Raw genomic sequence first — 7,363 nt, forward strand, 5'->3', positions numbered from 1 at the left:
GGGATCGGGAGGCGGGGACGGCGTCGGCGGCTCCTGAAACCGCGGCGGCGGAACGGGCTCCGATACGACCGCCGCCGTGTCGGCGGGTGCCACGTGCCGGGCGAGCCACAGTGCTTCGGCCAGCTCACGCGCGGTCGGTGGAGCGCCCAACGCCCTTAGTCGACGGGCCAGTTCGAGCAGCGGCTCGGTGGAGTCGGAGTCGGTCATCGGGGTGCTCCGGAACGACACGGCACGGCGGCTGTCATCAGCGGCCCCCGTGCTCGCCCTGGTCCAGCGGCCGCATCAGCAGTTCCGCGAGCCGCTGCCGGTCCGCTTCGTTGTCCCGGAGCGTCTGCTGGGTCAGGTAGACGGCGTTGAGGAGTTGGTCGGCGGCGCGCAGGGAGCCGGGGCTGGACTGGAGGAACTGCCGGATCAGGACGTCGTTCCGGTCTCCGTCGGCCGGGCCGAAGTGGGCGCGGACCATCGCGCCGAGGCGCGCGGCACCCCACTCGTCGTCGCGCGGGGACGGCAGGTCGAGGTGGAGGCAGCGGCGCAACAGCGGGGCGGGGAAGTCGCGTTCGCCGTTGCTGGTCAGCACGACGACGGGGAAGGCGCGGCAGCGGATCCGGCCGCGGCGGACCACGGCCCGGCCGCCGTCGTCGGTGAGCACCTCCACCTCCTCCTGGGAGCCGGACAGCCGTTCCAGTTCGGGGACGGCGAACTCGCCCTCCTCCAGCGCGTTCAGCAGGTCGTTCGGCAGGTCGATGTCGCTCTTGTCGAGTTCGTCGACGAGGAGCACGCGGGGGCGCTCGTACGGCAGAAGTGCGGTGCCCAGCGGTCCGAGCCGTAGGTAGCGGCCGATGTCCGCGGTGTGGTCCGTGCCGTCCTGCCGGGCCAGTTGGACGTCCTGGAGGCGGGCGATGGCGTCGTAGGCGTACAGGCCCTCGCGCAGGGTGGTGCGGCTGACGACCGGCCAGTGCAGGACCCGGCCGAGACCGAGTTCGTGGGCGAGGGCGTGGGCGAGGGTGGACTTGCCGGCGCCGGGGTCACCGGTGACCAGCAGGGGGCGGCGCAAGTAGAGGGCGGCGTTGATGAGTTCGAGGTCCTCGGGGCGCCACACCACGTCGAGCGTGCCCCGGGTGCCGAGGCGCCGGGTGGACTCCGTGCCCAGCGGGGGCGGGTCGGCGGCGACGGGTGCGCCGTCGAAGTCCCGCCACGGCGGCGGGGCGGGGAGCCGGCCGATCCCGTCGTGGGGCTCGCCGGTACCCCGGTAGACGAACCAGTCGGGCGCGATGGTCACGGTGCCTCCGGTCGGGGCGAACGTCGAAGGAAGGACGAGGTCAGGGCGAGCTGAGGCGGCCGGTGGGCAGGGGTCGGCGCGGGTCGTCGTACATGAGGGCCAGCGGGTCGGCCCAGTCGGCGTCGGGGTCCTCCTGGCTGATCCGCTCGCGCAGTACCCGGATTTCCTCGGGCAGGGCGGCGGCGCGGCCGGTGTCACCGAGCAACATCGCGGTGCGGCGGTGCAGTTCGTGGCACTCGGTGGAGCACCCGCCGGGGTGCCGGTTGCCGCTGCTCCACAGGGCGAGCCCGTAGCCGAAGCCGATCAGCCGGCGCAGGGCCGGGATGCTGTCGGCGGCCGGGCGACACAGCACGGGCACGCCACCGGGGGCCGCCACGTCCAGCTCCGTACCGACGGGGGCCGGGTACGGCGAAGGGGCCAACGGCAGGGCGTGGAGCCCCCATTGGGCCGTGTCCGCCGCGCTCCAGCGCTTCAGCCAGGCCTCCGCCGCCGGGCCGCCGCGCCGCAGGCAGCGCAGGACCACTTGACGGTGGACGCCGAACAGCCGGTCGGCGGGGAGGGGTCGGCTGCTGCGGGCGCGCCGGTGGCAGCGCCACAGGTGGACGTCCAGGTCGAAGTGCTCGACGGGCAGGACGACTTCGAGGCGGGCCGGGTGCTGGTCGGTGTCGAGGTAGTCGAAGGCCTCCTGCAACGGTTCGCTCAGCAGCGCCGGCAGCGCTATGAGCGGGTCACCGTCCGCCGAGTCGCTCTGGCCCGCCGGGCGCGCGGAACCGACGCCGTCGGACCAGGTCCACACCCGCCAGTGGAAACGGCTGTCGGGATGGTTCACGTCCGGCCGCAGCTCGACGGCGACCGCCGGGTCCGCGTGGTCGGCGTGGACCTTGCGGGGCGCGGGTCCGGTGCGGGTCAGCAGGGCCCGGTAGCGGCCGGGGAGCCGCTCGGCGCGCGCCCGCACCCAGTGGCGCAGCGCGCCCGAGCGCTCGGGCAGTCGGCGGGCCACGAGCTGGAGGTAGTGCAGGAACGCGATGTCGTCGCCGTCGGCGCTCTCGTACAGCCACCCGTGGCCGTCCCGCCAGTCGCGGGGCGGGGCGGTGCCGGGCCACACGGGATCGTCCTCGCCGAGTACCTGTCCGATGACGGAGACGAGGTCGGCGGTGGAGGCGGGCGGCGGGAGCTCGGCGAGCAGGGCGGAGGCCGCCGCGCTGTCACGCGCGGTCCACCGGCGTTCCCCGCCGCCTCCCAGCCCCTCCTGGACGGCCACCCAGGACGAGGATCTCGTGGCCTGCTCCTGGTGCCACTGGTCGTGGGCGCGGATCAGCGCCCGGTACGGGTCCGCGCCGAGGCCGTCCTCACCGGCCACGGGCACCGCGGCGTCGAAGCCGCGCAGCGCGGTCACCGCGATGGCGAGTCCGCCGCCGCGCTCCTTCTTGCGCGCCTTGACGACGCCGGCCACGACACCGTGGTCGCGGTCCAGGGCGGGTCCGCCGGACGCGCCGCGCGGGATGTCCGCGCCGCCCAGGGTGAGTCCGTACGGGCCGTCCGTCCCGTTGACCTCGCACTGGCCGCTCCAGTCGCGGGGCACGGCACCCCGGTGGGGCACGTAACGGCCGTGGGCGGTGACGCGGTGGGGTTTGTCGATGCGGTCGCTGAGGCGTACGCAGTGCCGGGAGCGTGCGCCGTCCAGCAGGTGCAGCAGGACGAGGTCCTGCTCCGGGTCGGGTCCGGCGCCCACCCAGTAGGCGGCGCGGGCCCGTGCCTCACCGAGCGCGCCGACCACTCTCAAGGGGGCGGTCTCCTCGCGGTGCCGGTGTGCCAGCAGCACGTGGGCGCAGCTGAGCACCCACTCCGGGGCGACGAAGAATCCGCTGCCCCACTGCGTTCCGCCGGCGTCGTCGGGCCCGAGCCACACAGTGGCATGACTCACCAGGGTGTCGAGTCTGGCCTCCGTCATGGACGGGTCGCCTCCGTCACGGGGCGCTGGGCGGGTCGGCGAGATGCCAGGTCAGCGTGATCGAGAGGGCGGCCTTCGCCTCGCCGTCCGCCAGCATGGCGACGGCTTTGCCCGGTTTCACCACCAGTTCGACACCGAAGGTGGCGCTCACCTCGTCGGGGCGTACGGCCTGGGCCGCGGCGAGAACGGCGGCGCCGACGCCGGTGACCAGTTCGTTGAGCTGGTCGACCCGGGCCGTGAGGTGATCGAGGGCGCCGACGTCCTCGTACGACAGCTCGCTCTCGTCGTACGGGATCTCGTCGGGCTTGAGGACTCCCACCCGTGCCAGCACGACCTGGCCGCCCGGCAGTTCGATCTCCTGGATCTTCCGTTCCATGACATCCCCCCTCCGGCCATTGTGCCCAGTCACGCGCGCGTGAGGTGGTGGTTCGGACGCATTGCCACCCGCATAACCTGGAGGTGTCAGACCCACGCCCCCAGGAGAATCCCCCGTGTACTTCACCGACCGAGGCATCGAAGAGCTCGAAAAGCGACGCGGCGAGGAAGAGGTCACCTTCGAGTGGCTCGCCGAGCAGCTCCGCACCTTCGTCGACCTGAACCCGGACTTCGAGGTCCCGGTGGAACGCCTGGCGACCTGGCTGGCGCGACTGGACGACGAGGACGACGACGAGTAGTTCCTACGACGGTGCCGCCCGCGTGTGTCAGTCGCGCGGGCGGGCGAGGTCGTAGGCGAGTCCCAGCGTTCCGTGCGCCAGGAGCAGCGCCCCCGCGACGATCCAGCCTCCGCTACGGCGTCGTAGGCCCCAGGCCGTGAGCGGGAGGCCCGCCGCCATCTGGGTCAGGGCGACGGCGCGTGCCATGGGAGTGCCGGACCAGGGCATCCAGGGGCCGAGGCGGCTGCTGTCGACCGCGTCGAGTTCCGCGCGGACGGCCTCACGCCAGCCCGACCGCTCGACCTGCCGGGTGTCGGGGCGGACGCGGGCGATCTCCCGGAGGCGGTCGGCGGGTTCGCCCGGGGTGAGGCCGGTGGGGAGGGCCACTCCCGCGCGCGTGAGGACGGCCAGGAGGCCGCGGAGGCGGGCGCGGGCGTCGGCTTCGGGGTCCGGTTTCGTGAGGTGGTCCAGGGACTGCACGTCCAGGACGGGGTCCAGGCCCAGGCGGGCGGCGAAGGTGCGCATGGCCTCGTCCTCGCCTGCCGGGGTGCCGTCGGTGAGCCAGACGTAGCCGACGGGGCGGCGGAAACCGGAGGCCAGGGTGTAGCCCGCGTGGTCCGCGTCCCACCACAGGGCGAGCACCGGCCAGGGGGCGCCGACGGCGAGCGCGGTGGCCCAGCCGGTGAGGACGCGGTCGACCGGTTCCTCGCCGTGCAGCCAGGGCTTGCCCTCGGGGACGAGCACGCTCCAGCCGTCGCCCGCGCTGGTCAGCAGCATGCGTTCGCGGAGCGGGTGGGCCGCCTGGGCGACGGAGTCGGGGTCGGCCCGGCAGAGCAGCAGGGCGCCCGGAGTGGCACCGGTCCGGTGTCTGGCCTGCGACTTCTCCGTGGACATGATCACACGCTAGGGCAATGCACCCATTTCCGCCGGTTGTTCGATGTCCGGTGATCACCGGAACGAGTGTCTTGACTTTCCGCATCCGCGATATATCGTGTTTCTCGGAAGACGCGATATGGCGCGTCGTGTCCCGTCCGGTTAGGCCGAGGAGGTCTGCATCATGTCCGAGTGGTCCGTCGCAGAGCCCAAGAAGCTCACGTTCGACGAGCCCGTGAGCGATCTCCACGTGCGCATCGTCAACGGAACGGTGAACGTCGTGGGGACGGACGAGGGTTCCGCCCGCATGGAGATCTCCGAGATCGACGGGCCGCCCCTGGTGGTGACCCAGACGGACGGCACGCTGATGGTGGCGTACGAGGACCTGCCCTGGAAGGGCTTCCTCAAGTGGCTCGACCGGAAGGGCTGGCGGCGCAGCGCGGTGGTCTCCCTGGCCGTTCCCGCGAGCACCCGGGTCGAGGTCGGGGTGGTCGGCGCCGCGGCCGTCGTCTCCGGGATCAGCGGGCCTTCGGTGGTGCGGGGGGTCACGGGCGACACGACCCTCGTCAGTCTCTCCGGGTCCGTCCGCGCCGAGACGGTCTCCGGGAACCTGGAGGCCCAGGCCGTCACCGGCGACCTCCGCTTCAACTCGGTCTCCGGCGACCTCACCGTCGTCGAGGGCTCGGGCCCCTCGGTGCAAGCCGAGTCCGTGAGCGGCTCCATGATCGTGGACCTCGACCCGGACGGTCCGACCGATGTCCGGCTGACCAACGTCTCGGGCGAGATCGCCATCCGGCTGCCGCATCCGGCGGACGCGGACGTCGAGGCCAACACGGCGAGCGGTTCGATCTCCAACGCCTTCGACGGGCTGCGGGTGCACGGCCAGTGGGGCGCCCACAAGATCACCGGCCGCCTGGGCGCGGGCACCGGAAAGCTCCGCGCGACGACCGTCTCCGGTTCGATCGCCCTGCTGCGCCGCCCGGCGACGGAGGACGAGGACGAGGGCGAGGACGGGCCTTGGGACCGGGACGCGGAGGCGACCGTCTCGGCGACGCAAACCGACAAGACACCCCGGCCCGACCAGACGCCTCGGCCCGACATGACGAAGGGGCCGGACACGTCGGACGCCTCTGCGGACGACACCGCGAGAGGGACGGAACCCGAGGACAGGACCAGGACCCCGGACGCTTCTTCGGACGACGCCACGGGCACCTCCGCCCCCGGCGTGACGGACGACGCTTCCGGCGCCGACCCTGTGGACGGGGCGCAGGGCGGCTCGGGGGACAATTCCGTTTCCGGCCCGGACGGCGCTTCCGGCACCGCCGTAGCCGACGGCACGACCGACAAGAAGGTGCTCTGACATGCCTCCCGTCTTCGCCCACGGCCGCCTCCGCCTCTACCTGCTGAAGCTGCTGGACGAGGCCCCCCGACACGGCTACGAGGTCATCCGCCTCCTGGAGGAGCGCTTCCAGGGGCTGTACGCACCCTCGGCGGGCACCGTCTACCCGCGCCTGTCCAAGCTGGAGGCCGAGGGGCTGGTCACCCACACCACCGAGGGCGGCCGCAAGGTGTACGCCATCACGGACGCCGGCCGTGCCGAACTGGCCGACCGCAGCGGCGAGTTGGCCGACCTGGAGCTGGAGATCCGCGAGTCGGTGGCCGAGCTGGCCGCCGAAATCCGGGCCGACGTCCGGGGCGCGGCGGGCGACCTGCGGCGCGAGATGCGCGCGGCGGCCTCCGAGGCCCGGCAGGGAGCCCGGACCGGGCGGGGCCGACCGGGCGAACACGAAGGCCCCGCCGGGGACTTCACGGACTTCGGTGACAAGGAGTCGTGGCGCGCCGCCAAGGAGGAGATGCGCCGCGCCAAACAGGAGTGGAAGGAACAGGCCCGCCGCGCCAAGGACGAGAGCCGCCGGGCCCGCGAGGAGGCCCAGCAGGCCCGGCGCCAGGCCAAGGAAGCGCAGGCGCGGGCGTGGGCACAGGCCCAGGAGGAGATGCAGCGCATCGGCCGCCAGGTCCAGGAGCACGCACAGGACCACTTCGCACGCGGCGACTGGCCCACGGGCGTACGGGAGAGCCTGACCGAACTGGCCAAGGAGTTCGGCGACTTCGGGAAGGAGTTCGGCAAGGACTTCGGGTTCGGTCGGCCGGCGGCCGGCAAGTCCGCACCGCCGTCGGCACCCGAGTACAGCCAGACCCCGGAGGACTTCCCCGCCGAGTACGAACCGACCTGGGCCCACGAGGACTCCACCGGCGACCCGGCCCGCGACCTGGACCGACTCCTCGACCGCTTCCGGGACGACATCCGTGACGCGGCCCGCGACCGCGGTGTCACCGAGGACCAACTCCGCGACACCCGCCGCCACTTGTCCGCGGCGGCGGCACACATCGGGGCGGTGCTGCGAGGCGGCCACAAGGCCTGATCCGAGCCGCGAACCGCAGGTGGTGCGCCCCGGAACCAACTCCAGGCGCACCACCCCGCACCTGACGGGCAAGTCGCCACGATCCAGTCACTACCAGCAGGTCGACCCGGGGTCGCCACCCTCAACGCGGTCGCGGGCGACTCCTCGCTCGCTCTCGCCGCGATGGTGTTCAAGACCGGTCTGC

Annotated in this window: 7 protein-coding genes and 1 pseudogene; 3 read left to right on the plus strand and 5 right to left on the minus strand. The window is 73.1% G+C overall.

Annotation, left to right across the window (positions count from 1 at the left end; all coding sequences use genetic code 11):
- From ACNFOC_RS47580 to ACNFOC_RS47595, 4 genes and pseudogenes are all read right to left on the minus strand, one after another.
- A pseudogene (locus ACNFOC_RS47580) lies at positions 1-207 on the minus strand (hypothetical protein); the annotation flags it as partial.
- A 37-nt stretch (positions 208-244) separates the two neighbouring features.
- Positions 245-1,273: an AAA family ATPase gene (locus ACNFOC_RS47585; protein WP_416965238.1), complete on the minus strand. Its 1,029-nt coding sequence runs from the start codon at positions 1,271-1,273 to the stop codon at positions 245-247.
- 46 nt (positions 1,274-1,319) lie between these two features.
- Positions 1,320-3,230: a VMAP-C domain-containing protein gene (locus ACNFOC_RS47590; RefSeq protein WP_416965233.1), complete on the minus strand. Its 1,911-nt coding sequence runs from the start codon at positions 3,228-3,230 to the stop codon at positions 1,320-1,322.
- A 16-nt stretch (positions 3,231-3,246) separates the two neighbouring features.
- On the minus strand, positions 3,247-3,606 hold the full coding sequence (locus ACNFOC_RS47595; RefSeq protein ID WP_416965234.1) for a CU044_2847 family protein: 360 nt from the start codon (positions 3,604-3,606) through the stop codon (positions 3,247-3,249).
- A gap of 115 nt (positions 3,607-3,721) precedes the next feature.
- Here ACNFOC_RS47595 and ACNFOC_RS47600 point away from each other — a divergent pair, with 115 nt between their 5' ends.
- Entirely contained in the window at positions 3,722-3,904 is a 183-nt protein-coding gene (locus ACNFOC_RS47600) for a DUF6104 family protein (RefSeq protein WP_019075209.1), read from the plus strand.
- A 27-nt stretch (positions 3,905-3,931) separates the two neighbouring features.
- Here the strand turns inward: ACNFOC_RS47600 and ACNFOC_RS47605 are convergent, their stop codons facing one another.
- Positions 3,932-4,777, minus strand: a complete 846-nt coding sequence (locus tag ACNFOC_RS47605) for a hypothetical protein (RefSeq protein WP_416965235.1) — start codon at positions 4,775-4,777, stop codon at positions 3,932-3,934.
- Positions 4,778-4,940: 163 nt separating this feature from the next.
- Between ACNFOC_RS47605 and ACNFOC_RS47610 the strand changes: the two genes are divergently transcribed.
- Both ACNFOC_RS47610 and ACNFOC_RS47615 read left to right on the plus strand, forming a co-directional pair.
- The gene (locus tag ACNFOC_RS47610; protein ID WP_416965236.1) at positions 4,941-6,116 is read left to right on the plus strand and encodes a DUF4097 family beta strand repeat-containing protein; all 1,176 of its coding nucleotides are present in this window, start codon (positions 4,941-4,943) and stop codon (positions 6,114-6,116) included.
- 1 nt (position 6,117) lies between these two features.
- Positions 6,118-7,179 (plus strand): PadR family transcriptional regulator, encoded by a 1,062-nt coding sequence (locus tag ACNFOC_RS47615; RefSeq protein ID WP_416965237.1) that lies wholly within the window; start codon positions 6,118-6,120, stop codon positions 7,177-7,179.
- Positions 7,180-7,363 lie beyond the last annotated feature (184 nt).

The organism is Streptomyces colwelliae (assembly GCF_048158785.1).
Taxonomy (GTDB): domain Bacteria; phylum Actinomycetota; class Actinomycetes; order Streptomycetales; family Streptomycetaceae; genus Streptomyces.

Bases quoted from the DNA above. Each gene is read 5' to 3' on its own strand.
- ACNFOC_RS47605 (WP_416965235.1), bottom strand. From the start codon at position 4,777: ATGTCCACGGAGAAGTCGCAGGCCAGACACCGGACCGGTGCCACTCCG.
- ACNFOC_RS47590 (WP_416965233.1), bottom strand. From the start codon at position 3,230: ATGACGGAGGCCAGACTCGACACCCTGGTGAGTCATGCCACTGTGTGG.
- ACNFOC_RS47615 (WP_416965237.1), top strand. From the start codon at position 6,118: ATGCCTCCCGTCTTCGCCCACGGCCGCCTCCGCCTCTACCTGCTGAAG.
- ACNFOC_RS47610 (WP_416965236.1), top strand. From the start codon at position 4,941: ATGTCCGAGTGGTCCGTCGCAGAGCCCAAGAAGCTCACGTTCGACGAG.
- ACNFOC_RS47595 (WP_416965234.1), bottom strand. From the start codon at position 3,606: ATGGAACGGAAGATCCAGGAGATCGAACTGCCGGGCGGCCAGGTCGTG.